This window comes from Plantibacter elymi (nom. nud.) (assembly GCF_900177795.1).
In the GTDB taxonomy this organism is placed as follows: Bacteria; Actinomycetota; Actinomycetes; order Actinomycetales; family Microbacteriaceae; genus Plantibacter; species Plantibacter elymi.
On sequence record NZ_FXWJ01000003.1, the window covers coordinates 56974 to 81907 of the forward strand.

Sequence of the window (24934 nt, forward strand, 5' to 3'; positions counted from 1 at the left end):
TCCGGAATCCACCGCAGTCGGAGTGACGAGCGGCCATAGGGATTCCACGGTAGCAACGCGGAAGGCGGCCGGACATCACCCTCGCGAATGATGTTCGACCGCCTCCTGGCGGGTGGGACCGAGCGGACCCGACCGGTGATCAGGCCTCGATGACGAGCGGCACGATCATCGGGCGGCGACGGAAGGACGTGTTGACCCAGCGGCCGACGGTCCGACGGATCACCTGCGACAGCGCGTGCGTGTCGCGGACGCCGTTCTCCGCCGCCTCGGCGAGTGCCTTGGCGACCTTCGGCTTGATGTCGGCGAAGACCTTGTCGTCCTCGGCGAAGCCCTTCGCGTGCACCTCGGGGCCGGAGATGATGTGCCCGGTCTTCGAGTCGACGACGACGATGACCGAGATGAAGCCCTCCTCCGCCAGGATGCGACGGTCCTTGAGGTCGGCGTCGGTGATCTCGCCGACGGTCGAGCCGTCGACGTAGACGAGCCCGACGTCGAGCTGCCCGACGACCTTCGCGACGCCGTCCTTCAGGTCGATGACGATGCCGTCCTCACCGATGAAGGTGTTCTGCGCCGGAACGCCGCTGTCGATCGCGAGCTTCTGGTTCGCGACGAGGTGACGGTACTCACCGTGGACCGGCAGCACGTTCTTCGGCTGGAGGATGTTGTAGCAGTAGAGCAGCTCACCGGCGGCCGCGTGCCCGGAGACGTGGACCTTCGCGTTGCCCTTGTGGACGACGTTGGCTCCGAGCTTCGTCAGGCCGTCGATGACCCGGTAGACCGCGTTCTCGTTGCCCGGGATGAGGCTCGAGGCGAGGATGACGGTGTCACCCGGGCCCGGCTCGATCGCGTGGTCGAGGTTCGCCATCCGGCTGAGGACGGCCATCGGCTCGCCCTGAGAACCGGTCGACATGTAGACGATCTTGTCCTCGGGGAGGTCCTTCGCCTTCTTGTAGTCGATGAGCAGGCCCTCGGGGACGTTCAGGTAACCGAGGTCGGCTGCGATCCCCATGTTGCGCACCATGGAACGACCGAGGAACGCGACGCGGCGGCCGTGGGCGTGTGCCGCGTCGAGCACCTGCTGGACGCGGTGCACGTGACTCGAGAAGCTCGCGACGATGACGCGGCGCTCGGACTTCGCGATGACCTGGTCGAGGACCGGCCCGATGGACCGCTCGAGCGGCGTGAATCCCGGGACGTCGGCGTTCGTCGAGTCGACGAGGAAGAGGTCGACGCCTTCTTCACCGAGGCGGGCGAAGGCACGGAGGTCCGTCAGGCGGCCGTCGAGCGGCAGCTGGTCCATCTTGAAGTCACCCGTGACGAGGACGGTGCCGGCGTCGGTGTCGATGAACACCGCGAGTGCGTCCGGGATCGAGTGGTTGACCGCGACGAACTCGAGGTCGAACGGACCCAGCGCCTCGATCTGGCCCTCCTTCACCGGCAGGGTGTAGGGGACGATGCGGTGCTCCTTGAGCTTCGCCTCGATGAGCGCGAGCGTCAGGCCGGAACCGATCAGCGGGATGTCCTTGCGGAGCTTCAGGAGGTACGGCACGGCACCGATGTGGTCCTCGTGACCGTGCGTGAGCACGACGCCGACGATGTCGTCGAGCCGGTCCTTGATGGAGGTGAAGTCGGGCAGGATCAGGTCGACGCCCGGCTGGTGCTCTTCGGGGAAGAGCACGCCGCAGTCGACGATCAGGATCTTGCCGTCGATCTCGAAGCAGGTCATGTTCCTGCCGATCTCGCCGAGTCCTCCGATGGGGATGACGCGGAGCGTCCCCGGCTCGAGGACTGGCGGATCGATGATGGTATTGGGCATGTAGCCCCCCTCTGGTTTGTCTAGCGAGTCGTACCGGCGACCTTGGGCAGCGCGCCACCGGCGGCGGCGTTGCGGTCTGGCCGGAAGTTGCGGAAGTCGACGCCTGGGATGTCCTTCACCAGGTCGATCTCATCCTCGATCTGCGCGGCCTCCCACTCCTCCGGACCGACCAGCGGAAGACGTACCCGCGGGCTCTGGATCCGGCCGAGGCCGTGCAAGATGTATTTGGCGGCGACGGTGCCGGGGACGTGGGTCATGACCGCGCGCACGAGCGGCTCGAGCTGCCGGTGCGCCGCGGTCGCCGCGACGAGGTCGCCGGAGTTCACCGCGTCGACCATGTGTCGGTAGGGCGTCGGTGCGATGTTGGCCGTGACGCCGATGAGGCCGGTGCCGCCGATGGCGAGCGTCGGCAGGGCGTTGGCGTCGTCGCCCGCGAAGTACATGAGGTCCGTCTGGTTCATGACCCGGCTCACCTCGCTGAGGTCGCCCTTGGCGTCCTTCACCGCGAGGATGTTCGGGTGCTTGGCCGCACGCAGGATCGTCTCGTACGTGATGGGGATGCCGGTTCGCCCCGGGATGTCGTAGAGGATGACGGGCAGATCCGTGGAGTCCGCGATCATGCGGAAGTGGGTCAGCACGCCGGCCTGGGTGGGCTTGTTGTAGTACGGGGTGACGATCATGTTGCCGTCGGCGCCCGCCTGCTCGCTCTTCTTCGCGAGCTCGATCGCGTGGGCCGTCTCGTTGGAGCCACCACCGGTGATGATCTTCGCGCGCCCGCCCGCGACGGCTTTGCCGACCTCGACGAGCTTGACCTTCTCCGGGTCCGTCAGCGTGGACGTCTCACCCGTGGTGCCGGTGACGACGATGCCGTCGGCCCCCGCGGTCACGACGTCGTCGATGTGTCGCTCGACGGCCTTCCAGTCGACCTCGCCGTCGGCGGTGAACGGCGTCACCAGGGCGACGAGGACTTGACCGAAGGGGTTCTCTGCACGCGACACCCTCTCAGGCTATCGGGTTTCCCTCTGCCGGGTCACCATCCGCACGGCCGTCACCTCCCGTCACACTGACGCGGGGACCGGCACCCGGAACCTATGCTGACGAACACCATGTCCCCGCTGCTCGCCGTCTCGCTGATCATCGTCCTCGTCCTGTCCACGACGGCGGCGGGTCTGATCGTGCGTGCACGGAGCGGGCGTGTAACGCACCGCGCCGACGGGCACCGCATCTCGTCGGCGGCACTCGGAACGACCGCTCCACTCGGCCGATCGGCGACCCTGGTGCAGTTCAGCACCGAGTTCTGCGCACAGTGTCCCGGGACCAGACGACTGCTGCACGAGCTGGCCGACGGGGAGCCGGGTGTGGGCGTCCTCGACGTCGACCTGACCCACCGTCCCGACCTCGCCGACCGCTTCTCCGTTCTACAGACGCCCACCGTCCTCCTCCTCGACCGCGCGGGGGTCGTGCGCGGTCGGTTCTCCGGCGCCGCACGCCGCGCGGTGCTCGCCGGCGAGCTCCAGTCCGTCCTCAGGAGACCAGCATGACCTCGAACCCGCCAGCGGCACAGCCGACCGGCATCGACCCGCGCAGCCCGCGGTTCGGCGCGACCATCACCGCCGCGCTCCTCCTCGTCGCCGTCTTCCTCGCGCTGACGGCGCCGTTCGCCGACACGCTGGCCGTGCGGGCAGGCCAACCGGCCTTCGTCCTCCTCAGCGTCATCGCGGCTCTGTTCGCGTGGGGCGCGTTCGCCGGGATCCGACGTCACCCGTACGGCGTCGTCTTCCGGCGCCTCATCCGTCCGAGGCTCGGCCCGCCCGTCGGACTCGAGGCGCCCGAACCACCGACCTTCGCGCAAGGCGTCGGGCTGGTGGTGGTCGCGATCGGACTCGTGCTGCACCTCATCGGGGTGCCGGGATCCCTCGTCGTCTCCGCCGGTGCAGCATTCGTCGCCGCCTTCCTCAACGCGGCGTTGGGGTTCTGCCTCGGCTGCCGGCTGTATGTGCTCCTCCTCCGAGCCCGCGTCGTCGGACGACAGGCGTGACGGTGGCCTGCAGCACCTGACGACACCATTTGTCGACGGGGTGACCGCCCAGGTCGATCCGGTTAGGCTGACCCCACGAACACCAGCGCCGATGCGCTCCTGCACGGCCCGACGATGGAGGTTGCACCATGGCGGTAACAAGCGAAGCCACGACGGTCTGGAACGGCACGCTCTTCGAGGGGTCCGGGCACACGAGCCTCGACACCTCCGAGGCGGCCGAGTTCGCCGTCGACTGGAAGGCCCGCTCCGAGGGCTCCAACACGACGACGACCCCGGAGGAACTGCTCGGGGCTGCGCACGCCTCCTGCTACTCGATGGCGTTCGCCAACGAGCTCACCAGCGCCGGCTTCCCGCCGGAGCGCATCCAGGCGACCGCAGCGGTCTCCTTCACCCCCGGCACCGGCATCACCGGCAGCCACCTGCTCGTCAGCGCGGTCGTGCCCGGCATCTCCGAGGCCGACTTCGAGCGCATCGCCACGGCGGCGAAGGACGGCTGCCCGGTCTCGCAGGCGCTCGCCGGTATCCCGATCACCCTCGAGGCCAGCCTCGCGTAACCACCACCGTCCAGCAGCACGACCAGGAAGGCGACGCGCATGCGCATCGTGATCGGCGGAGCCTCCGGGCTCATCGGAACGGCGCTCGGGCGCTCCCTCGAGACCGACGGCCATGACGTCGTCCGGCTCGTGCGACGTCCGGCGCGCGGTGCCGGAGAAGCGGAGTGGGATCCGCTGGCAGGCGTGCTGGATCCGGCGGTCGTGAGCGGCGCCGACGCGGTCGTCAACCTCTCCGGCGCCTCCCTCGGCAAACTGCCGTGGACGGCGGCCTACCGCTCCACGATCCTCTGGTCACGACTCAGCGCGACCCGGACCCTCGTCGACGCCATGAACCGGGCCGAGCAGCCACCGGCCGCCTTCCTCAGCGGGTCGGCGGTCGGGTACTACGGCGACCGTCCCGGAGAGACCCTCACGGAGGACTCCTCCAGAGGGGCCGGATTCCTCGCCGACGTCGTCGTCGCCTGGGAGGACTCGGCGCTCGCGGCGCCCGACGCCGTCCGCACCGTGCTGCTCCGCAACGGCATCGTCGTCGACCTGGCCGGCGTGCTCAAGCCGCTGGCACCGCTCACCAGGTTCGGGGTCGCCGGTCCGCTCGGTTCGGGCCGCCAGTTCTGGCCGTGGATCGGGTTGCAGGACGAGGTCCGTGCGATCACCCACCTCCTGACCTCGACGCTCTCCGGACCGGTGAACCTGTGCGGTCCGCAGGCCGCCCGCGCCGACGACCTCATGTTCGAGCTCGCCAGACGGATGAACCGGCCCTACCTGCTCCGCGTCCCGACGTTCGCCCTCAAGGCGCTCCTCGGAGACGCCGCCGACGGACTGCTGCTGAGCGATCAGCGCGTCGAGCCTCGTCGACTCCTGGACGACGGCTTCACGTTCAGCACGCCGACCGTCGAGCAGGCGTTGGCCGAAGCACTCGCCCGCGACTGAACGGGGGGACGCCGTCGCTCGGGTCAGCGCCGCGAGAGCCGGATCGCCTGCCGGATGGCCTGCCGTGCGCGGCGACGGTCTCCGGCACCGTCGTAGACGAGTCCGAGGCGGTACCAGGATCGCCAGTCGTCGGGAGCGGCCTCTGCCGCGTCACGGTACTTCGGGAACAGCTCGTCTGCGGCATCACGCATCGGCCGGCCGCTCTCGCGGGTCTCGACCTGCTCGGGCGGAAGGCCGCCCTCGGCCTCGAGGCGGACTCCGAGGCGCTCGGCGCCCACCCCGAAGGCGATCTCGCGCCACAGCGCCCAGACGCCGAGGATCGGCAGGACGATGAGCGCGGCACCCATGGCGATGCCGACAGGCTCGCCGGTGCCGAGGAGGACGACGGCACGGTACCCGACGAGGACGATGTAGAGGACGAGCAGGGCCGCGATGATCGCGACCATGACGCGGGTCTTCACAGGGCGCTGGCCGCCGCGGCTTGACCGGAGACGTGCTCGGGCGCCCCCTGGGCGGGCCGCCGACCCGCCGGCCCTGGGCGATCGAGTCCGAGGTCGAGCAGACTGTCGAGACCGACGGTGACCCCCCGAGCGTCGCGGGCGGCGACGAGGGCGAGCCGGATGCCCCGCTCGTAGGATGCGGGCGAGATCGTGTCGTGCGTGATCGTGACGAGTTCGTCGACGCCACCGAACACGACCTCCTGGCGGGCGACGACGCCCTGGAGCCGCAGGCTGTGGATCGGGATGCTCGAAACCTGCTGTCCCCTCGCCCGCTGGTCGGTGTGCGGAGCGGCGACGGGCCCACGGTCGCCACGAGCGGCCATCATCAACTCGGCGGTGCGCACGGCGGTGCCGGAGGGCGAGTCCACTTTCGTGTCGCGGTGGGACTCGATGATCTCGATCGAGTCGAAGAAGCGCGCAGCGACGGTCGCGAGACTCGTCGACAGGACGGACCCCAGCGAGAAGTTGGGGATGATGACGACGCCCTGCTCGGGCAGCTCGGCGAGCCGGCGGTCGAGTCGCTGGATACGCTCGGCCGACCAACCGCTCGTCCCGACGAGCACGTTGATGCCCTGAGCGACGGCGTGGTCGACGATCCGCTGGCTGACGCCCGGCACCGTGACGTCGACGACGAGGTCCGCCCCGTCCATCTCGCTCAGCTCGCTCGAGGAACCGAGCGACGCGACCAGCTCGAAGTCGTCGAGTGAACCGATGATGCTGGTGAACAGTCGGCCCATCTTGCCGCTCGCGCCGGCCAGCGCCACTCGTGTCGTCATGCCCTCAGCTTACGTGCTGCCCGTCCGGGAGGAGGCGGGCCGCCCGGGCTAGACGATGTGCGGCTCGGGAAGACCCGTGCGAAGCTCCATGGGGAGGTGCGCGAGGTCGTTGTGGGTGATGAGGCTCCACGGACGCCCGGCGCGCTGGTGCAGCACCGTCAGTCCGCCGTTGGCCTGGTTGATGCTCACCCAGCGCCATGCGGGCGCCTGGAGCGCCTCGCGGACGAGCCACCCGATCACGAAGTTGTGCGTGATGAGCAGCTCGTGATGGTCACCGCGCTTCGGCGAGAGGAACTCGGCGGCGGCGTCGGCCATCTGCGCTTCGCCCGCTTCGACCTCCGCTTCGGTGATCGAGCCGAAGAAGGGGTCGAACGCCGACGGCGTCTCCGGTGTGCGACCGCTCGGGACGCAGTCGAAGAGCAGTGACGACGGCTCCGGGGTGACCGCCGGCATCCGCTCGGCGATGATCTGGGCGGTCTCCGCGGCACGCTGCAACGGCGAGTGCCACGCCGCGGTCATCGGGACACCACCGAGGCGCTCCGCGAGCAGCTGTGCCTGACGCCGACCGCGTGCCGACAGTGGTCCGTCGGGCAAGCCGTGCTCAGCGTGTTGCTGCTCGCCGTGTCTGACGAGATACAGGTAATGGGACATTCAACGCACCCCCGCGATGATCGGAGCGAAGGTGTCCTCGTCGACGGCTCCGACCGCCGACACCGTGATGGGCTGCGCGGCGAGGTGCTGCGCGAGCTGCTGGACGTCGTCCTGACCGACGGACTGCAGGCGACGGATGCTCTCGTCGAGGTCGATGAACTCGCCGAGGGTCAGCTCCGCTCGACCGAGGCGGCTCATACGCGAGTCCGAATCCTCCAGCGCCAGCGCCGAGGCGCCGCTCAGCTGGCCGAGCGCGCGCGACAACTCCTCGTCCGTCACACCGTGCTCGGCGAGCCGGTGGAGCTCGGCGAGCATGAGCTCGGCCACGGTCGCCGCCTTCGCCGTGGAGCAGGCGGCAGCGAGGCCGAAGACGCCGGCGTCCGAGTAGCTGCCGGCGAACGAGTAGACGGAGTAGGCGAGCCCGCGCCGTTCTCGGATCTCCTGGAACAGGCGGCTGGACATGCCGCCGCCGAGGATGGAGTTGAGCATGCTCATGGCGAATCGTCGCTCGTCGCCCGCGATGAGGCCCGCTCCGCCGATCTGCAGGTGGACCTGCTCGGTGGGTCGGTGCACGACCGAAAGCGGCGATCCGCCGACGACGGCAGCAGGAGCGAGGGTCCGACGCGCGACCGGTGCGGCCACCGCGTCCGCCGGCCAGCCCGCTTGCACGAGCGCCCCCGACACCTGGGCGACGAGCGCGTCGTGGTCGACGGCGCCGGCCGCCGTCACGATGACATCGTTCGCGCGGTAATTGGCTCGGTAGTGCGCCACGACGGCGTCCCGGCCAACGTCGATGATCGACTGCGGGTGACCGCCGATGGGACGCCCGAGCGGGTGCTCGCCGAGCACGCGCTCGAAGAACCGCTCGTTGGCGACGTCCCCTGGATCGTCGTCCATCATCGCGAGCTCTTCGAGGATGACCCCGCGTTCGTTCTCGAACTCCTCCGGGTCGAGCAGCGAGGAGGTGAGCATGTCGGTGATGACGTCCACCGCCATCGGCAGGTCGCGATCGCGCACCTTGGCGTAGTAGCAGGTGTGTTCCTTGGCCGTGAGCGCGTTGTGCTCGCCGCCGACGGCGTCGAAGGCGACCGCGATGTCGAGGGCGGAACGCGACGGCGTGCCCTTGAACAGGAGGTGCTCCAGGAAGTGCGTCGAGCCGAAGGTCGCCGGTCGATCGGCGGTCGCCGGTTGTTCGTCGCGGGAACCGACGGCCACCCAGTAGCCGATCGTCGCGCTGCGGCTGCCCGGCATGTGTTCGCTCAGGATCCGCAGCCCGTTGGGCAGGACCGTCCGGCGGACGAGCGCGTCCCCGGATGCGGTGAACGCGAGCTCGGGACGAGTGAGCGGAAAGTCGACGGCGGCGTTCATCACCCCAACCATACGTCAGGTTCCCGGGCGTCGCGCGCGAGCGACCGTGCGCAGGCGACCGCCGGTCGACTCAGCGCAAGCGACCGGAGACGCGGTCGAGCTCGAGGATCTGCCCGCGGCTCAGCCGCACGTCGGCCGCCGCGATGAGCGAGTCGACGTGAGCCGGCTGGGACGCGCTCGCGATGGGCGCGACGACGCCGGGCCGCGACATGGCCCAGGCGAGTGCGGCCGAGGCGACCGTGCAGCGGTTCTCCTCCGCGATCTCGTCGAGGACGTGCAGGACCCGCAGTCCACGGCGGTGGAGATGGGTCGCGGCGCGACTGCCGCGGGTGCTCGGGTCGAGGTCGGAGCGGGTGCGGTAGCGGCCTGTCAGGAAGCCGTTCGCGAGGGCGAAGTAGGGCAGGACACCGAGGTGCTGGGCCGTCGCGACGAGCGCGAGGGTGCTCTCGTACGGCTCCCGGTGCATGAGGCTGTAGTGCGTCTCGAGCGCGACGAACTGGGTGAAGCCGCTCGCCGAGAGGATCCGTGCCTCCATCAGCCGCTCGGGGGTCGTGTTCGAGGTGCCGAGGTAGCGGACCTTGCCGGTCTCGATCAACCAGTCGACCGTCCCGAGGCTGTCGGCCAACGGGATGCTCGGGTCGTCGTCGTGGAAGGACAGCAGGTCGATGTGGTCGGTCTGCAACCGTTCGAGCGCCGCCTCGACCGCACGGATGATGCTCACCGAGCCGAGACCCGGGTAGTCGGGGTGCCGGCCGATCTTCGTCGCGACGACCATGTCGTCCCGGTTGCGGCGCTTCCGCATCCAGTTGCCGATGAGGATCTCGCTGCGGCCGCCCGCGTAGCTGTCGGCGGTGTCCACCATGTTGCCGCCGGAGTCGTGGAACCGGTCGAGGATGTCCGACGTCGTGTCGGGGTCGACGGTCCACCCGAACACGCTCCCGCCGAGCACGACCGGGAAGACCGACAACTCGGAGTCGCCGATCGTGCGCCTCGGTGCCTCAGAGGGCTCGGGGTCCTGGACGGGCGTCGGGAAGGACGGGTGCGGGACGAGCTGCTCGGGACGCCGACTCGCGTCGTCGTCGACGCCGTCCGCTGCTCCGCCGACGAGAGAACTGCCACGGGTGCTCGACGAGCGCCAGAGGTGTGGCATCCCCTGCCCCTCTCTCGGTCCGCCGACCGGTGACGCGCTGCACCGTCGGGATCCGTGCGTGGCGCGACGGGCCGGTGCTTGCTCACCAGGCTAGAGGAGACCGGCGACTTCGGCTGGACGACATCACGACCGGGTGGCAACTGATTCGTAACGATTGCGGGAGTCGGTCGATCACCTCGGATCGACGGACACCTCGGCACGGGCGAGCACGAGTCGCGCGTGCCGCAGGAGCGGCTCGTCGACCATGCGTCCCTCGTGCCGGAACACGCCGGCGGCTCCCGCTGCGGCGTCGAGCAGCGCACGCGCCGCTGTCACTGATCGGGAGTCCGGGCGGTAGGCGGCGCGAACGGTCGGGACCTGACCAGGGTGGATGCACGCGGAGGCGACACAGCCGACGGCGGCCGCGTCCGCCGCCTCGTCCGCGAGCCCGTCGAGATCGTCGATGTCGAGGTGGACCGCGTCGATCGAGGCCACCCCGGCGGCTCCCGCGGCGAGCAGCACCGACGACCGCGCGTGTCTGACGACGTCCCGGTATCGCCCGTCGGCCCGCCGACTGCTCGTGCCGCCCAGGGAGGCGATGAGGTCTTCAGATCCCCACATGAGCGCGACGACCGCAGGATGGGCGGCCAACGCGGGTGCCTGCACGACACCGGCAGCGGTCTCGCACAGCGCGATGATCCGGGCGTCCGGGATCGCGTCCACGAGCCGGTCGAGCGCCGCGGTCGTCTCCGTCTTCGCCAGCATGACCGTGCGATAGGCGGTGTCCGCGAGCGCCGCGACGTCCTCGTCGAAATCGACGGTCCCAGCCGGGTCGACCCGGACGACCGTGCGCGAGGGATCGAGCGGATGGTCGACGATCGCCCGGCGGGCGGCCGGCTTGTCGGCCGGGGCCACGGCGTCCTCGAGATCGAGGATGACGGCATCCGCACGCTCGGCCGCTTTCGCGAAGCGATCCGGACGGTCTGCTGGGACGAAGAGGATCGCCGGCCCCAGGTCGAACGCCGCGGCGCCGGTCACGATGCACCCGAGCACTGGACGAGCGTGCTCCTGGTCGCGGTCGCGACGACGACGCCGTCCTGGTTCCGACCCGTGTGGAGCAGGGTGACGACACCCTCGCCCGGCCTCGACGACGACAGTCGTTTGGCCGTCACGAGCGTCTCGGCGTACAGCGTGTCGCCGTGGTGCATCGGGTTCGGGAAGGCGATGTCGGTGAAGCCCAGGTTGGCGACGATCGTCTGCTCGGTGAGCTGCGCGACCGACAGCCCCACGAGCGTGGAGAGCGTCAGCATCGAGTTCACGAGCCGTTCCCCGAAGGGCCCGGTCGCAGACCACTCGGCATCCACGTGCAGTGATTGCCCATTCATCGTGAGGGTCGAGAACAGGACGTTGTCGGCTTCCGTGAGGGTGCGCCCGGGGCGATGGCGGTAGGTCGCACCCACCACGAACTCCTCGAAGTACAGGCCTCGCTGCTCGATCACGGGGCCGGACGACGTCTCGGACGAGTCGGTCATCATGACCTCACGACGCGAAGCCGAGTTCGCGGGCGATGATCATGAGCTGCACCTCGGTGGTGCCCTCACCGATCTCGAGGATCTTCGAGTCCCGGTAGTGCCGCGCCACCGGGTTCTCGTTGAGGAACCCGTAGCCGCCGAAGATCTGGGTCGCGTCACGGGCGTTGTCCATCGCGGCTTCCCCGGCGACCATCTTCGCGATGGAGGCCTCCATCTTGTAGGGCGCTCCCCGGAGCATGCGCGACGCGGCGTCGTAGTACGCCTGCCTGGCGGTGTGGACCCGCGCCTGCATCTTCGCGATCCGGAAGGCGATCCACTGGTTGTCACCGATCGCCCGACCGAACACGACCCGCTCCTTGGCGTAGCGGATCGCCTCCTCGAGGCAGCCCTGGGCCGCTCCGACGGCGAGCGCGGCCACGGCGATCCGTCCACCGTCGAGCGCTGTGAGGAAGTTGGCGTACCCGCGCCCGCGTTCGCCGAGCAGATTGCCCTCCGGTACGCGGACGTCCTCGAACCGCAGCGGGTGGGTGTCGGAGGTGTGCCACCCGACCTTGTCGTAGGGCGGTAGCGCGGTGAAGCCCGGCGTCGGGACCGGCACGAGGATCGACGACAGCTCCTTCGTCACCCGGCCGTCGGATCGAACCCGCTCCCCCGTGACGGCCGTGACCGTCACGAGACGGGTGATCTCGCTTCCGGAGTTAGTGATGAACTGCTTCGTGCCGTTGATCACCCACTCACCGTCGACGAGCTCGGCAGTGGTCTCCGTCGCGCCTGCATCACTGCCGGCACGCGCCTCGGTGAGGCCGAACGCGGCGAGCGCCTGCCCGCTCGCGAGCTGCGGGATCCATTCCTCGCGCTGGGCGTCGGTGCCGTACAGGTAGATCGGCATCGCTCCGAGGCCCACGCCGGCCTCGAGGGTGACGCCGATGCTCTGGTCGACGCGTCCGAGCTGCTCGACGGCGAGGCAGAGCGCGAAGTAGTCCATCCCCCCGCCGCCGAGTTCCTTCGGGAACGGCAGCCCGAAGAGTCCCAGCTCCCCCATCTGCGCGATGATGTCGTACGGCAGACGGCGTTCGGTGTCGTACTGATAGGCGGCGGGCGCGACGACCTCGTCGGCGAACGCCTTGACCGTGTCGACGATCCGCTGGTGCTCGGGGCTGAGCTCGGTGTTCATGCTGATGCTCCGTTCGTGGGTGCTGCATCGGTTGAGGCTGCGTTCAGGTGTGCTGTGACGGGGTCTGGGGCGATCGTCGCGACCGACTGGCGGGTGGCGACCGTGCCGCCCGTGGTGACGTGGAGGGTGACCGTGCCGTCGGTCGTGGCGGTGAGGAGGTGCTCCATCTTCATCGCTTCGACGGTGACGAGCGGCTGACCGGCCGTGACGCTGTCGCCGCTCGTGACGTGCACGGCGGTGACGGTGCCGGGCATCGGCGTCCGCACCTCCGGATCGACCGCCCCGGCCGCGGTCGGATCCCCGCCTGCGGGGAGCGCCTCACGCGGGACCACCTCGATCACACTGATGGCACCGTCGAGCGCGATCCATCGTTCGTCCCCCACGCGCACGGTCTCCAACGGGGCGCTGACGCCGTCGTGCTCGAACCGCAGGGTGCCGTCCGACCGGCTGAGGACTGCGGCCCGGGTCGGTGCCGCGTCACCGACGGAGACGCTCGCGTCGTCGCTCGACCCATGCACCTCGATGCGGACGATGCGTCCGTCCTCAAGACGCAGGTGCTGTCGCGTCGGTGCTGCCGCGCCGAGGCGCCACCCACCGGGATCCGACCACGGCGTCCCGAATCCGGCGGTCCGTGCTGCGGCCTCGGATCGCCGGTCGTCCGTTTCGGCGAGCGCCACGGCGGTCAGGACCCGCTCGGACGTCGCGGCGGACGGGCTGTCGTCGAGCAGGTCGGCGATGAGACCGGTGTGCAGTCGTCCCGCGACGACGTCCTCGTCGGCGAGGAGCCGCCGGAGGAAGCCGAGGTTCGTGCGGACACCGAAGACCACCGTCGCCGCGAGCGCGGCGTCGAGTCGCCGGAGCGCGGTCCCGCGATCCTCGGCCCAGCACACGATCTTCGCGAGCATGGGGTCGTACCAGGGGCCGACGAACTGCCCGGCGACGATGCCGCCGTCGACGCGGACGCCCGGCCCGTGCGGCAGACGCACCCGCTCGAGCACCCCGGTCTGGGGCAGGAAGCCGCTCGACGGGTCCTCCGCGTACAGCCGCGCCTCCACCGCGTGACCACGCAGGACGACGTCGTCCTGCGTCATCGTCAGCGGTTCACCGGCGGCGACGCGCACCTGCCACTCCACGAGGTCGAGCCCCGTGACGAGCTCGGTGACCGGATGCTCCACCTGCAACCGCGTGTTCATCTCGAGGAAGGCGAACTCGTCGGGTCGGTCGTCGGCGACGAGGAACTCGACGGTCCCCACCCCTCGGTAGCCGACGCTCCGGGCGACCGTGCAGGCCGCCTCGCCGAGTCGCGCCCGCTGCCGGTCGTCGATGAGCGGCGACGGGGACTCCTCCACCACCTTCTGGTGCCGACGCTGAAGCGAGCACTCGCGCTCCCCGAGGTGCACGACCGCACCGTGGGCGTCCGCGAGCACCTGCACCTCGATGTGCCGGGGTCTCGTGACGAACCGCTCGAGGAGGAGCGTGGCGTCGCCGAAGGCCGCCTCGGCCACCCGGTGCGCGGAGGCGATGGCCGATGGGAGTTCCTCGGCGCGCTCCACCACCTGCATCCCCTTGCCGCCGCCACCGCCGGCCGGTTTGACGATGAGCGGGAAGCCGATGGCGACGCCGGCACGGACGAGCGCGTCGTCGTCGAGCGAGGCGTCCGCGACGCCCTCGATGATCGGGACGCCTCGAGCCGCGACATGATCCTTCGCCCGGATCTTGTCGCCCATGAGGACCAGGGCGCGCTCGTCCGGTCCGATGAAGACGATCCCGGCAGCGGCGAGCGCCCTCGCGAGCGCGGGTTGTTCGGACAGGAAGCCGTAGCCCGGGTGCACCGCCTCGGCCCCGGTCGCGACGGCGGCCCGGACGACGGCGTCGACGTCGAGGTAGCTGTCCGAGGCCGGCGGGGGTCCCAGGCGGACGGCGCGGTCCGCGAGCCGGACGTGTGGGGCGTCGCGGTCAGCGTCGCTGAAGACCGCGATGCTCTCGATGTCCATCGCTGTGAGCGTGCGGATCACCCGACAGGCGATCTCGCCGCGGTTCGCGACGAGGACGGAGCGGAAGGGACGCGCGGATGCGTGGCCCGGCCGGTTCGGTGTCTGGATCGTCATGCCGTCACATCCTGAAGAGGCCGAAGCCGGGTTCTGGCAGGGGCGCGCGGGAGCACACCTCGAGCGCGAGTCCGAGGACCGTGCGGGTCTGGGCGGGATCGATGATGCCGTCGTCCCAGAGCCGTGCGGTCGAGTAGTACGGGTTGCCCTGCTCCTCGAAGTCGGCGAGGATCGGCGCCCGGAAGTCCTCCTCCGCCTGGGCGGTCCACGCCTCACCGCGAGCCTCGAGTTGGTCGCGCTTGACGGTCGCGAGGACACTCGCAGCCTGCTGTCCCCCCATGACGGAGATGCGCGCGCCCGGCCACATCCAGAGGAACCGGGGATCGTAGGCCCGGCCGCACATGGAGTAGTTGCCGGCGCCGAACGAACCGCCGATCACGACCGTCAGCTTCGGCACCCGGGTGGTCGCGACCGCGGTGACCATCTTCGCGCCGTGCTTGGCGATGCCTCCGGCCTCGGCGTCACTGCCGACCATGAAGCCCGAGATGTTCTGGAGGAACAGCAAGGGGATGCCGCGCTGGTCGGCGAGCTCGATGAAGTGAGCGCCCTTGAGGGCCGACTCGCTGAAGAGCACGCCGTTGTTCGCGATGATGCCGACGGGGTGCCCGTGCAGCCTCGCGAACCCGGTCACGAGGGTGTCGCCGTACTCGCGCTTGAACTCCGAGAAGTCACTGCCGTCGACGAGCCGCGCGATCACCTCACGGACGTCGTAGGCCGTCTGCAGCTCCGCCGGGACGACGCCGTACAGTTCCGCCTCCGGGACGACCGGCGGCACGCTCGGACGCACCTCCCACGCGCGCTGGTGGGGCGCCGGCAGCGTCGCCACCGCGTCCCGGAGGATGTCGAGCGCGTGCGCGTCGTCGTCGGCGAGGTGGTCGGTGACCCCCGACACCCGGGCGTGGAGGTCGCCGCCGCCGAGCTGCTCCGGCGTCACGAGCTCGCCGATTGCGGCCTTCACGAGGGGTGGACCGCCCAGGAAGATCGTGCCCTGGCCGCGCACGATCACGTTCTCGTCGCTCATGGCGGGGACGTACGCACCTCCGGCGGTGCAGGACCCGAGTACGGCGGCGAGTTGCGGGATGCCGGCCGCCGACATCCGGGCCTGGTTGAAGAAGATCCGGCCGAAGTGGTCCCGATCGGGGAAGACCTCGTCCTGCGTCGGGAGGTTCGCTCCCCCGGAGTCGACGAGGTACAGGCAGGGCAGCCGGTTCGCGGCAGCGATCTCCTGGGCCCGGAGGTGCTTCTTCACCGTCATCGGGAAGTACGAGCCGCCCTTCGCGGTCGCATCGTTCGACACGACGAGCACGTGTCGTCCGTGGACGAGGCCGATCCCGGCGATGACCCCGGCGCCGGGAGTCGCGGCGTCGTACATGCCGTGCGCGGCCAAAGGCGCGATCTCCAGGAAGGGGCTCCCCTCGTCGAGCAGGCGGTCGACCCGATCGCGCGGCAGCAGCTTCCCCCGCGCGACGTGCCGGGCCCGCGACGCCTCCGGTCCGCCCAGGGCCGCGGTCGCCATCGTCTGTTCGAGCGCTGTCACGAGCTCCCGTTGCGCCGCCTCCTGCTCGCGGAATCGGGCTGAGGTGGGATCGGCACCGCTCGTGAGGATGGGCACTCGGGCTCCTGTCGTCGTCGACCGTGAGTGCATTCAGTTACTCATCACTCACTGAAAGAGAGGTTACAGTTCATTAACTGAAAAAGTCCACCCCGAGGAGATCCGATGACCGGTCGTGACACACCGTCCCCGAACCCGCCGCATCTCGGGCGCTCGGAGGCGAAGGCGGCACGTCGCTCCGCCCTCCTGCGGTCGGCAGCCGGGCTCTTCGCCGAGCGCGGCTTCGCCGGGGTGTCGATGGAGGACCTCGGAACGGCCGTCGGCATGAGCGGACCCGCCGTCTACCGCCACTTCCCGAGCAAGCAGGCCGTCCTCGCAGCACTCCTCGTCGGCGTCAGTCAGGACCTGCTGGATGGCGGGACCCGCGAGGTCGAGCAGGCTCCGGACAGCGATCGAGCACTGCGTTCGTTGGTCACCTTCCACGTGGCTTTCGCCCTCGACAACCCCGACGTGATCCGCATCCAGGACCACGACCTCGACAGCCTGGCACCGGACGACCGCCGCGCGGTCCGCACCCTCCAGCGGCGCTACGTCGAGCGGTGGGTGGATGTCCTCACGACGCTGCATCCCACGATCCCAGCGGCGGAACTGCGGGTCCGGGCGCTCGCGGGCTTCGGACTGATCAACTCCACGTCCCACAGCACCTCCCTCGGCAGGAACGAGGCCGGGACACCCGACCGCGAGGCGGTGCGCTCGACGCTCGAGCGGATGGCACTGGCCGCCCTGCTCGCCGCGTGAGGACGCGGAGCAGCGTCAGTCGACGAGCACGGACAGGACGTTCCCCGCTGGATCGGTGAACCAGGCGATGTCCGGGCCGTTCCCGCGCATGATCCCCTTCGCGTCCGTCGGCAGGACGTCGTCGGGGTACAGCTTCGTCACCACACCCCGGGCCTGCAGCTCGTCGACCGCCGTGTCGATGTCGTCGACCACGAGGTTCAGCACGGTGAACGAGGCTGGTGTGTGGTCCGGCTTGCCGTAGACGAGCACCGACCCGCCGGCGGGCAGCGCTACGTCCAGGAATCCCATGGCGTTGTCGGTGACCGTGAGACCGAGGACGTCCCGGTAGAACGCCCTCGCCGCGTCGATGTCGTCGACCGAGAACCCGCTGAAGACATCCGTGTAGGTGACCATGAGCCGCTCCTTTGCTGATTCCCGATGCGTACACGATGCACGATGCCACGTCGCGGTCGTCGCGTCCAGGCCCGAACGGCCGCCGGGGCGGGCGAGCGCGAGGGCCTGGACTCGACGATCACACCATCGTCAGGACCATCGCCGGATCGGAGAGCATCGTTCCGAGGTCGACGAGGAACCGGGACCCCTGCTCTCCGTCGATGAGCCGATGGTCGAACGACAGCGACAGTGTCACGACGTGTCGCAGCGCGACCTGCCCCTCGAACTCCCACGGCTGGCGACGGACGGCACCGAACGCGATGATCACCGCCTCACCGGGGTTGAGGATGGGCGTCCCCGCATCGACGCCGAAGACGCCGACGTTGGAGATCGTGATCGTCCCCCCTCGCAGTTCCGCCGGAGCGGTGCGTCCCTCGCGGGCCGTGCGGACGAGGTCCGCCACGGCGTCCGCGAGTTCGAACAGGCTGAGCTCCTCCGCCCGAGCGATGTTCGGGACGAGGAGTCCCCGCGGCGTCGCTGCGGCGATCCCGAGTCCGACGTGTCCGTACTCGACGATCTCCCCGGCAGCCTCGTCCCAGCTCGCGTTGACCGCGGGGGTGCGTCTCACGGCGATGCACACCGCTTTGGCGAGGACGGTCAGGATGTTGACCCGGTGGTCCCCGGTCCGAGGCGAGCGGGCGAGCGCGTCCAGCAGCGACATCGTCGGCGTCACGTCGACCGTCAGGAACTCCGTCACGTGGGGAGCCGTGAACGCGCTGCTCACCATCGCCTCGGCGGTCCGACGCCTGACACCCGTGATCGGCCGACGCACCGACCCGTCGGCCGCCGTGGCCGTCGCCTCTGGGGTCCCGTCCGGTGCCGCTGCCGCTCCGCGAGCACGCTCCGGCAGCTGCCCACTCAAGCCGGTCGCAGCGCGCTCGACCTCCTCACGCGCGATCCGACCACCGACGCCGGTGCCGACGAGCGTTCCGAGGTCGACGCCCAGATCACGGGCGAGTCGCCGGACCGGCGGTGTCGCGCGGGGCCGGGAACGCGCCGGCACCGGGGCGGTGTGCGCCGGGGCAGGTGTGTCATCGCCGGCGGACCGGGCACGGCGCCGTGGCCGTTCACCGCTCGCCGTGCGAGGGCCATAGCCGACGAGGACCGGCTCGCGGTCCGCCGCTCCACTCGGGCGGTCGACCTCCGCCGTGTCGGCCTCGGGGACCGACGGGGACGGAGTGGTATCGCCATCGGGCGTGAAGTCGACGAGCGCCTCGCCGACGAGGACCGTCGTCCCCGGTTCGACGTGGAGCCTCGTGACCACGCCGGCGGTCGGCGCGGGCAGTTCGACGAGCGCCTTCGCGGTCTCGACCTCGGCGATCACCTGGTTGAGCTCGACGTGGTCGCCGACGGCGACGCGCCAGGACACGAGTTCGCTCTCGGTCAGACCTTCACCGAGATCGGGTAGGGAGAACCGCTTCATCGCCGTCCCTCCCCACCGGTCGTCGAACGGGCGTCGGCCCCACCGACGGCCGAGGCGGAGGACCGACGCCCCAGTGCGCGATCCACCCCGTCCAGGATCCGGTCGAGGTCCGGGAGGAAGTGATCCTCGAGCGCCGAAGCGGGATAGGGCGTGTCGAACCCCGTCACTCGCACCGGGGCCTCTTCGAGGAGGTCGAAGCAGCGTTCGGTGATCGAGGCCGCCAGTTCGGCTCCGACCCCTCCCGAGCGTTGCGCCTCGTGCGTGATGACGAGTCGCCCTGTCTTCTCGACCGAGGCGGCGACCGCGTCGACGTCCAGGGGCGCGAGGGATCGGAGGTCGATCACCTCCAGGTCGACACCCTCGTCGGCCGCGGCCTCCGCAGCCTCGAGCGCCGTCTGGACGAGCGGACCGTAGGCGACCAGCGTCGCGTCCGTGCCGGCGCGAACGGTCCGCGCACGGGTGAACGCGAGCGGATCGGCGGGGAGGTCGTCGAGGACCTCGCCCTTCGTCCAGTACCGCCGCTTCGGTTCGAAGAACAGCACCGGGTCGTCGCACGCGATCGCCTGACGGATCATGGTGTGCGCGTCCTGGGGGTCCGAGCACGTCACCACGCGGAGCCCAGCCGTGTGCGCGAAGTACGCCTCCGGGGACTCGGAGTGGTGCTCGACGGCGCCGATGCCTCCGCCGTACGGCACCCGGATGGTGACCGGCATTCGCACAGCACCCTTCGTCCGGTAGTGCAGCTTCGCCAACTGCGCGACGATCTGGTCGAAGCCCGGATAGATGAACCCGTCGAACTGGATCTCGCACACCGGGCGGAAGCCTCGGAACGCCAGACCGATCGCCGCTCCGATGATCGCGGACTCCGCCAGCGGCATGTCGACGACGCGATCGGCACCGAACTCCGCCTGGAGGCCGTCGGTCACCCGGAACACCCCACCGAGTCGGCCGATGTCCTCACCGAGCAACAGGACCCGGTCGTCCTCGGCGAGGGCGTGGTGCAGCCCGGTGTTGATCGCCTTGCTGAGCGTGAGCGTGGTCATCGGGCACCACCCTCGAACATCGCGAGGTACGAGCGGTACTCCTCGCGTTGCCGTTCGAGCCCGGGGTGGGCGGTGGCGTAGACCTCGTCGAAGAGCGAGAGCGGGTCAGGAGCAGGTAAGGCGAGGCACCCCGCGCGGACCCGGGCGGCCGCGGCGTCGGCGACGGACGCGACGTGGGCTCGGGCCGTCTCGTCGAGGACCCCCTCGGACTCCAGCAGACGCTCGAGACGGGTGATCGGGTCCTTCGCACGCCACGACGCGACCTCGCTCTCGTCCCGGTATCGCGTCGGATCGTCCGAGGTGGTGTGCGGCCCCATACGGTAGGTGACGGCCTCGATGAAGGTCGGCCCACCACCGGTCCGTGCGCGATCGACGGCGATCCGCATCGCCGCCGTCACGGCGAGCACGTCGTTGCCGTCGACCCGCATGCTCGGCACCCCGAAGCCCGGTGCCCGGTCCGCGATGGGGCGCTGGGCCTGCAGCCCGACGGGCTCGGAGATCGCGTACTGGTTGTTCTGGCAGAAGAAGACCACGGGTGCCTGGAAGCTCGCGGCCAGTACCAGCGCCTCATTCACGTCGCCCTGGCTCGTCGCCCCGTCGCCGAAGTAGGCCACAGCGACCGCGTCGGAACCGTCGCGCTGACAGCCCATCGCGTAGCCGGTCGCATGGAGCGTCTGGGCCCCGATGATGACCGCCGGCGTCGCCATGCCGACCGCGAACGGGTCCCAGCCCGACAGCGCGGTCCCCCGCCACATCGCCATCAGCTGGTCGAGTTCGACGCCACGGCAATAGGCGACGGCCTGTTCGCGGTAGCTCGTGAAGACGAAGTCCCCGCGCCGCAGGACCCGCGCCGACCCCACCTGGGCGGCCTCCTGCCCGAGCGACGGTGGCCACAGACCGATCTCGCCCTGCCGTTGGAGGGCGGTCGCCTCCGTGTCGATGCGACGCGTGACGACCATGTCTTCGTAGAGCGCGAGCAGCTCGGTGTGACCGAGGTCGGCGACGAAGAGGTCGTAGAGGGCGTCCTCCTGACGGACGCCGTCCGGATCGAGGAGCTGGACGCACCCGTGGTCGACCGGGACCGGTTCGCGTGCATCACCGCCCCGCTCGTCGGAATCCTGCGGGAATTGGGTGTGAGTCTCCATCGACACGATGCACGCCGCCTTGAGTTCGGTGACCTCACGGCGGTGCCTCGTGAGCGATGCCGTGCCCTCGCGTCATCGCGAGGTGGTCCGAGGCTACGCCGGATCACCCTGGCGCTCAACCGTCGACACTCCGCGCAACGGCGAACGCCCGCCCCGCGGAAGCGGGACGGGCGTTCGGGTGCAGCTGGAGGGACCTAGCCTTCGGCCGGGGCCTCAGGACCCTCGCTGGCAGCGTCGCTGCCGTGCGTGTCGGCCTCATCGGCCACGACCGGAGCAAGCGAGAGCTTGCCGCGGTCGTCGATCTTCGTGATCTCGACGAGGATCTTCTGGCCGACGCCGAGCACGTCTTCGACGTTCTCCACACGCTTGCCACCGGCGAGCTTGCGGACCTCGGAGATGTGCAGCAGGCCGTCCTTGCCCGGGAGCAGCGAGACGAACGCGCCGAACGCGGCGATCTTGACGACGGTTCCGAGGAACTGCTCGCCGACCTCCGGGTTGGTGGGGTTCGCGATCGCGTTGACCTGGGCACGAGCGGCCTCGGCCGACGGACCGTCGACGGCGCCGATGTAGACGGTGCCGTCCTCCTCGATGGAGATGTCCGCGCCGGTCTCGTCCTGGATCGAGTTGATCGTCTTGCCCTTCGGGCCGATCAGCTCGCCGATCTTGTCGACGGGGATCTGGACGCTGATGACGCGAGGCGCGGTCGGCGCCATCTCGTCGGGAGCGTCGATCGCCGCGTTCAGGACGGAGAGGATCGTCGTGCGGGCGTCCTTGGCCTGCTGGAGCGCACCGGTCAGGACCGAGGTCGGGATGCCGTCGAGCTTCGTGTCGAGCTGGATGGCCGTGACGAACTCGGAGGTACCGGCGACCTTGAAGTCCATGTCGCCCAGGGCGTCTTCGGCGCCGAGGATGTCGGTGAGCGCCGCGTAGCGGGTCTCACCGTCGACGACGTCGGAGATGAGGCCCATGGCGATACCGGCGACGGGTGCGCGGAGCGGCACTCCGGCGTTCAGCAGCGACAGGGTCGAGGCGCAGACGGAACCCATCGAGGTCGAACCGTTGGACCCGAGGGCCTCGGAGACCTGACGGATCGCGTAGGGGAACTCCTCGCGGCTCGGCAGCACCGGCACGAGTGCGCGCTCGGCGAGGAAGCCGTGCCCGATCTCGCGACGCTTCGGCGAACCGACCCGGCCGGTCTCACCGGTCGAGTAGGGCGGGAAGTTGTAGTGGTGCAGGTAGCGCTTCTTCGTGACGGGCGACAGCGAGTCGATCTGCTGCTCCATCTTGAGCATGTTCAGCGTGGTGACACCCAGGATCTGGGTCTCGCCGCGCTGGAAGATCGCGGAACCGTGGACGCGCGGGATGACCTGCACCTCGGCGTCGAGCGGACGGATGTCGGTCAGGCCACGGCCGTCGATGCGGATGCCCTCGCGGAGGACACGGCCGCGCATGACCACCTTCGAGACGGACTTGTACGCCGCCGAGAACTGGGTGAGCACCTCGGCGTCGAGCGAACCGGCCTCGACGCGCTCGGTGATCTCCGCCTTGACGCGGTCCTTGAGGGCGTCGTCGGCGTTCTGGCGCTCGATCTTGTCGGCGATCTGGTAGACGTTCACCAGTTCGTCGTGTGCGAGACCGGCGACGGCGTCGTAGCTCTCCTGCGTGTACGGGAGGAACACGGGGTAGGCCGCGATCTCCTTGGCCGCCTGAGCGGCGAGTTCGCTCTGCGCCTTGACGAGCTGCTTGAGGAACGGCTTGGAGGCCTCGAGACCGGCCGCGACGACCGCCTCGTCGGGCTTCGTGGCGCCGCCCTTGATGAGGTTCCAGCTGTTCTCGGTGGCTTCCGCCTCGACCATCATGATCGCGACGTCTTCGTTGCCGTTGGCGTCGGTCACGATGCGACCGGCGACGATGATGTCGAAGACGGCCTCCTCGAGCTGGTCGACCTTCGGGAAGGCGACCCACTGGTCGGCCTCGCCGGCCTGGCCGGGGATCAGCGCGAGACGGACGGCGCCGATCGGACCGGAGAACGGCAGACCCGAGATCTGGGTGGACATCGACGCCGCGTTGATCGCGAGGGCGTCGTAGAACTCACCCGGAGCGATCGAGAGGACGGTGATGACGATCTGGACCTCGTTGCGGAGGCCGGTGACGAACGACGGGCGCAGCGGCCGGTCGATGAGGCGGCAGACGAGGATCGCCTCGGTCGAGGGGCGGCCCTCACGACGGAAGAACGAACCGGGGATCTTGCCGGCGGCGTAGGAACGCTCCTCGACGTCCACCGTGAGGGGGAAGAAGTCGAAGTTGTCCTTGGGGTGCTTTCCGGCCGAGGTGGCCGAGAGGAGCATGGTCTCCTCGTCGAGGTACGCGGCGATCGCGCCCTGTGCCTGCTGCGCGAGGCGGCCGGCTTCGAACCGGACCGTGCGCTTGCCGAACTTGCCGTTGTCGAGAACGGCCTCGGCGAACTTGATTTCTGGACCTTCCACAGGTCTCTCCTTCGTACGTGTGCGCTCCCGTCGAGTGACGGGCCGCGCGTCCCGAATGGACGCGCCGTCGAGCGCGGTCGTGCATGATGCAGCGCGCAACACAGCCGCAGTACTTGCTCAAGCCGCCCGGTCTTCCGGGACTTGGCTGGCCACCAGTAGAACACCACCCGCGGATCGCGAGGGATACACCACCGAGGACCAGCTTCCTGTCGGCTGGCTGTGCGCGGAGCGGACCATCACGGTCCGCCGTCGGTCAGCCTAGCAGAGGGGGGTTCGGCGATCCCCGAAACGACACGGATCCTCAGGTGATGGGCGGGGCGCCAGGGGCATTCGGAGACGCCGCGTGTCGGCGGTCGCGTCCCCAGGACACGAGCAGGAGGAGCATCGCGATGGCCGCGCCGAGGAAGGTGTCGAGCACGCGCTCCCCCACGATCGCGAGCACCGGCTGCGTCGACGAGGACGTGCTGATGATGAGCACGAGCGGCGTGATGAAGACGAGCGCCAACGCGTAGTGCCGGATGACGACGAGCTCGATCGTGAACTGCAGGGCGGCAAGCACGAGCGCGAGGATGTAGCCGTGCGGCTGGAGCGAGGCCACGGCGAGGAAGATCCCGGCGCCGACGACCGTCCCGAGCACGCGGTGCACGCCGCGTGTCGCGCTCAGGGTGCGCGAGTGCCCGACGCTGAGGATCGCGACGGCGGACCCGGCGATCCAGTACCCGTGACCGAGGCCGAGGACCGCGCCGAGGACCGCACTGATCGCGAGCGCGACCGTCAGGCGTGTCGCGATCCGGCGGTCGGTCGCGCTCAGCCGGTACTCGGGGAACAGCACGCGCATCGGCGTCGGCTTCCCCGCGCCGCGGCGGACCGCCGGCACGAGCAACGGCGCGACGACCACCAGCGAGGCGAAGGCGGAACCGGCCGCCACCAGGAGGATGACCAGCCCGCCGTCGAGCCCGGCGCCGCCGATCGGGACGGGCGCGGTCAGGTGGCCGGCGATGCCGAACAGGAGGATGAAGAACAGCGCGCCCGGAGGGCCGAGGACGATGCCCTGCACCAGCCAGATCACCACCGACCCGACGACGATGAGACCGATCGCGGTCAGCGGCCGAGAACCCGACATCGCGACACCCAGCGCCGCGGCCGTGATGAGTCCTGCTCCGATGAGCGGCAGCACCCGGAGACGGTCCCGGCGGCTGAGCGGCGCGCAGTAGAGCGCGGTGAACGCCCCGAGGCCGGTGAGCAGGCCGAGCGGGGTGAGTCCGAAGAACGTCGCGACCGCGACCGGCACGGCCATCGCGATGGCCGCGGTCAGCGCGGCTGGCCAGCGCTTGGGCGATGGCGCGAAGCTGATCAGTGAGGTCTTCAGACCGCGTTCAGCCATCCGGTCCTCCGCTCTCGTGCAACCATCCAACGCTACGCCATCCTGAGCCCGGCGCCCGGGCCCCGTCGTCGCGCGGGCCGCCCCGGGCTACGCTG

23 protein-coding genes are annotated in these 24934 nt (G+C 70.0%); 5 read left to right on the forward strand and 18 right to left on the reverse strand.

The annotated features are described in order from the left end of the window. Positions 1–139: 139 nt before the first annotated feature. Positions 140–1816 carry a ribonuclease J gene (locus tag CCK91_RS09775; RefSeq protein WP_056012144.1) on the reverse strand — a complete coding sequence of 559 codons (1677 nt, stop codon included), beginning with the start codon at positions 1814–1816 and terminating at the stop codon, positions 140–142. 20 nt (positions 1817–1836) lie between these two features. Further along, on the reverse strand, positions 1837–2814 hold the full coding sequence (gene dapA / locus CCK91_RS09780; RefSeq protein WP_064294450.1) for a 4-hydroxy-tetrahydrodipicolinate synthase: 978 nt from the start codon (positions 2812–2814) through the stop codon (positions 1837–1839). Positions 2815–2922: 108 nt separating this feature from the next. Here dapA and CCK91_RS09785 point away from each other — a divergent pair, with 108 nt between their 5' ends. The 4 genes from CCK91_RS09785 to CCK91_RS09800 all read left to right on the forward strand — a co-directional run bounded on the left by CCK91_RS09785 (position 2923) and on the right by CCK91_RS09800 (position 5338). After that, positions 2923–3357: a thioredoxin family protein gene (locus CCK91_RS09785; RefSeq protein WP_086474289.1), complete on the forward strand. Its 435-nt coding sequence runs from the start codon at positions 2923–2925 to the stop codon at positions 3355–3357. After that, on the forward strand, positions 3354–3854 hold the full coding sequence (locus CCK91_RS09790; RefSeq protein WP_086473883.1) for a DUF4395 domain-containing protein: 501 nt from the start codon (positions 3354–3356) through the stop codon (positions 3852–3854). Before CCK91_RS09785 ends, CCK91_RS09790 begins: the two co-directional genes overlap by 4 nt. A gap of 128 nt (positions 3855–3982) precedes the next feature. After that, a complete protein-coding gene (locus tag CCK91_RS09795; RefSeq protein ID WP_064294452.1) occupies positions 3983–4408 on the forward strand; it encodes an OsmC family peroxiredoxin in 426 nt (141 codons plus the stop codon). A gap of 39 nt (positions 4409–4447) precedes the next feature. Beyond that, positions 4448–5338 carry a TIGR01777 family oxidoreductase gene (locus CCK91_RS09800; protein ID WP_086473884.1) on the forward strand — a complete coding sequence of 297 codons (891 nt, stop codon included), beginning with the start codon at positions 4448–4450 and terminating at the stop codon, positions 5336–5338. A gap of 23 nt (positions 5339–5361) precedes the next feature. Here CCK91_RS09800 and CCK91_RS09805 read toward each other — a convergent pair whose 3' ends face one another. The 10 genes from CCK91_RS09805 to CCK91_RS09850 form a co-directional block, all read right to left on the reverse strand. Then, positions 5362–5784, reverse strand: coding sequence for a hypothetical protein (locus tag CCK91_RS09805; RefSeq protein ID WP_369821887.1), 423 nt, complete (start codon positions 5782–5784; stop codon positions 5362–5364). Positions 5785–5795: 11 nt separating this feature from the next. Further along, entirely contained in the window at positions 5796–6614 is an 819-nt protein-coding gene (gene dapB / locus CCK91_RS09810; RefSeq protein ID WP_085513038.1) for a 4-hydroxy-tetrahydrodipicolinate reductase, read from the reverse strand. Between the two features lie 48 nt (positions 6615–6662). Beyond that, a complete protein-coding gene (locus CCK91_RS09815) occupies positions 6663–7265 on the reverse strand; it encodes a histidine phosphatase family protein (RefSeq protein WP_086473886.1) in 603 nt (200 codons plus the stop codon). Further along, on the reverse strand, positions 7266–8633 hold the full coding sequence (locus CCK91_RS09820) for a M16 family metallopeptidase (RefSeq protein ID WP_086473887.1): 1368 nt from the start codon (positions 8631–8633) through the stop codon (positions 7266–7268). Between the two features lie 70 nt (positions 8634–8703). Continuing rightward, positions 8704–9783, reverse strand: coding sequence for an aldo/keto reductase (locus CCK91_RS09825; RefSeq protein WP_079002693.1), 1080 nt, complete (start codon positions 9781–9783; stop codon positions 8704–8706). Between the two features lie 171 nt (positions 9784–9954). Then, a complete protein-coding gene (locus tag CCK91_RS09830; RefSeq protein ID WP_086474290.1) occupies positions 9955–10800 on the reverse strand; it encodes an HpcH/HpaI aldolase/citrate lyase family protein in 846 nt (281 codons plus the stop codon). Beyond that, entirely contained in the window at positions 10797–11294 is a 498-nt protein-coding gene (locus tag CCK91_RS09835; protein WP_086474291.1) for a MaoC family dehydratase, read from the reverse strand. The genes CCK91_RS09830 and CCK91_RS09835 overlap by 4 nt, the downstream gene beginning before the upstream one ends. Positions 11295–11301: 7 nt before the next feature. Beyond that, entirely contained in the window at positions 11302–12468 is a 1167-nt protein-coding gene (locus CCK91_RS09840) for an acyl-CoA dehydrogenase family protein (protein WP_064294458.1), read from the reverse strand. Continuing rightward, complete coding sequence (locus CCK91_RS09845) at positions 12465–14576, reverse strand: ATP-binding protein (protein WP_086473888.1); 2112 nt, start codon at positions 14574–14576, stop codon at positions 12465–12467. Before CCK91_RS09845 ends, CCK91_RS09840 begins: the two co-directional genes overlap by 4 nt. Positions 14577–14580: 4 nt before the next feature. Next, positions 14581–16188 (reverse strand): carboxyl transferase domain-containing protein, encoded by a 1608-nt coding sequence (locus tag CCK91_RS09850; protein WP_207568208.1) that lies wholly within the window; start codon positions 16186–16188, stop codon positions 14581–14583. A gap of 105 nt (positions 16189–16293) precedes the next feature. Between CCK91_RS09850 and CCK91_RS09855 the strand changes: the two genes are divergently transcribed. Continuing rightward, a complete protein-coding gene (locus tag CCK91_RS09855; RefSeq protein ID WP_086473890.1) occupies positions 16294–16926 on the forward strand; it encodes a TetR/AcrR family transcriptional regulator in 633 nt (210 codons plus the stop codon). 15 nt (positions 16927–16941) lie between these two features. Here the strand turns inward: CCK91_RS09855 and CCK91_RS09860 are convergent, their stop codons facing one another. From CCK91_RS09860 to CCK91_RS09885, 6 genes are all read right to left on the reverse strand, one after another. Further along, positions 16942–17319, reverse strand: a complete 378-nt coding sequence (locus tag CCK91_RS09860) for a VOC family protein (protein WP_086473891.1) — start codon at positions 17317–17319, stop codon at positions 16942–16944. 118 nt (positions 17320–17437) lie between these two features. Beyond that, on the reverse strand, positions 17438–18781 hold the full coding sequence (locus CCK91_RS09865; RefSeq protein ID WP_086473892.1) for a dihydrolipoamide acetyltransferase family protein: 1344 nt from the start codon (positions 18779–18781) through the stop codon (positions 17438–17440). Continuing rightward, positions 18778–19824, reverse strand: coding sequence for an alpha-ketoacid dehydrogenase subunit beta (locus CCK91_RS09870; protein ID WP_086473893.1), 1047 nt, complete (start codon positions 19822–19824; stop codon positions 18778–18780). The genes CCK91_RS09865 and CCK91_RS09870 overlap by 4 nt, the downstream gene beginning before the upstream one ends. Beyond that, positions 19821–20969, reverse strand: coding sequence for a pyruvate dehydrogenase (acetyl-transferring) E1 component subunit alpha (gene pdhA / locus CCK91_RS09875; RefSeq protein ID WP_086473894.1), 1149 nt, complete (start codon positions 20967–20969; stop codon positions 19821–19823). Before pdhA ends, CCK91_RS09870 begins: the two co-directional genes overlap by 4 nt. A 194-nt stretch (positions 20970–21163) precedes the next feature. Continuing rightward, positions 21164–23455: a polyribonucleotide nucleotidyltransferase gene (locus CCK91_RS09880; RefSeq protein WP_079707114.1), complete on the reverse strand. Its 2292-nt coding sequence runs from the start codon at positions 23453–23455 to the stop codon at positions 21164–21166. Between the two features lie 301 nt (positions 23456–23756). Further along, positions 23757–24839, reverse strand: a complete 1083-nt coding sequence (locus CCK91_RS09885; protein WP_086473895.1) for an FUSC family protein — start codon at positions 24837–24839, stop codon at positions 23757–23759. Positions 24840–24934 lie beyond the last annotated feature (95 nt).